The sequence below is a fragment of the Rhodococcus sp. 06-470-2 genome, from assembly GCF_002258235.1.
Classification (GTDB): Bacteria; Actinomycetota; Actinomycetes; order Mycobacteriales; family Mycobacteriaceae; genus Rhodococcoides.
On the sequence record NZ_NOYB01000006.1, the window covers coordinates 1 to 1,811 of the forward strand.

Annotated in this window: 1 protein-coding gene; it reads left to right on the plus strand. The window is 62.8% G+C overall.

Annotation, left to right across the window (positions count from 1 at the left end; genetic code table 11):
- The coding region (locus CH276_RS02815; RefSeq protein ID WP_217901374.1) for a glycosyl hydrolase family 28-related protein at nucleotides 1-1,795 on the plus strand (1,795 nt) is incomplete at its 5' end.
- Nucleotides 1,796-1,811 lie beyond the last annotated feature (16 nt).

A 1,811-nucleotide genomic window follows, 5' to 3' on the forward strand; every position in this document is an offset into this window, starting at 1 on the left:
TCGTTATGCCCCCGTCGATGACGTGCCCGTGCTGTACCAGAACGAGATCCGCAGCATCGGTGACCTCGCCTACGTCTCCCACGTCACTCCGCAGCAATTCGGCGCGGTCGCAGATGGCGTGGCCGACGACGGCCCGAAGATCAACCTCGCGATCACCGCCGCCAAAACGCTCGGAGCGGCCGTCTACTTCCCGGCAGGGACTTACCGCGTCCGCACAATGATCAACGTCAACGGCGACAACATCCGCTTGTTCGGCGCAGGCATGGGTAAGTCCGTGATCAAGGTGTTCGGTGAGTCCACGCCGATGAACCGGGTCATCGGGCATACCGCGAACGTCTCGAATCTGACCGTCTCCGACCTCACATTCCTCGGCACTGCCGTAGACGACGCCCCCAACCCTCGCCGGTCGCGGACCTTCACCAGCAACGGCTTTAACTCGGCATTGCAGGTATCGGGCGACCTCGCCCCGAGTGTCTCGACAGTGGTCCGAAACATCACCGTCGACCGCGTCGAGGTCATCGGATCACATGGCCTGCCGATGCTGTTCTCCGGCGTCCGAGGTGTTGCCCGCGTCGATCTCTCCCGCTCGTACAACACGATGGACTGGGGCTGGACCTGGTGCGAATCGGCGGTGGTCACCAACTCGGTGTCCGAGCGGGGCAGCGACAACGGGTTCTCTCTCTCGCGAGGCTGCACATCTGTGGTGGCTGTCGGAAACTACGTCGACGGGTGCGCCTACTACGGGATCTGGGTATCCGGCTTCAATGTCACCGGAGTGCCGACCGACTGTGGCCCGAAGAATTTCATCGTCGCCGGGAACGTCGTCAAACGGGCGGGGCGCGGCGGCATCCATGCGGACATGGCACCGGAGAACGGTTCCATCACTGGCAATACGGTGGTGTCAGTACAGCGAGGCGACTCGGACACACCGAGCAACCTGGTCGGCGTGGGCATCTGGATCGGTGGCTTCCCGGACACCAACCGCGTTGCACCTGACTTCTGGGCCCGCAACATCTCGATCTCGGGAAACACACTGGTCGACTGCGCCCGTGGGGGGATCATGGTGGCAGGGGCGAAGGTCGTGTCGGTCACCAACAACCTGATCGTCAGGCCTGGAACCCAGTACTTGGCTGACGGGACGACCGTCATCGCCACGAACGACCTCGACCAGAACTTCGGCGTCACCGTTCTCAACGGCGCTCAGGCCACCACGGAGCGTCTGTCGATCATGGGAAACACGATGGTGGACGACCGGGCCACCCCGTACATGAACTACCCCTGGTACACCTCGGGGTCCCCCAACGCATACGTCTCGAACAACCGAGAGCAGGGGTCGAGGCAGTCCGCCACCCTGACTCACGACAACGGCACCGGTATCAACCACTCGGGTATCCACATCTGGACGGCCTCGCAACGATATTCGGCGGGCGCTGTGGCTGGATCGAACGCTGGCACGGGAACCGTCGCAGGGTTCGACATCAACGGCGCTGCGGGCTCAACGCGCCTACATCAGTACCAAACGGCAGGCCTCACCCGATGGACGGAACGGGTGACAGCGGACGCAGAGTCCGGTAGCAATGCGGGGTCCAACTTCGCCATCAGTTCGTACACCGACGCGGGTGTGCTCGTGAAGCACATGATTCAGATGACCCGTGACGGCAAGATCGGATTCAACGGAGCAAATCCAGTTGCCCCATCGGCGCTGGGAGCTGCCGCAACGGATGCAGCCTCCGCGCTGGCATTGGCCAACAACATCAGATCGGCGTTGATCGCACTCGGGCTCGCCACGGCTTAGCCGCCCATAACACCAA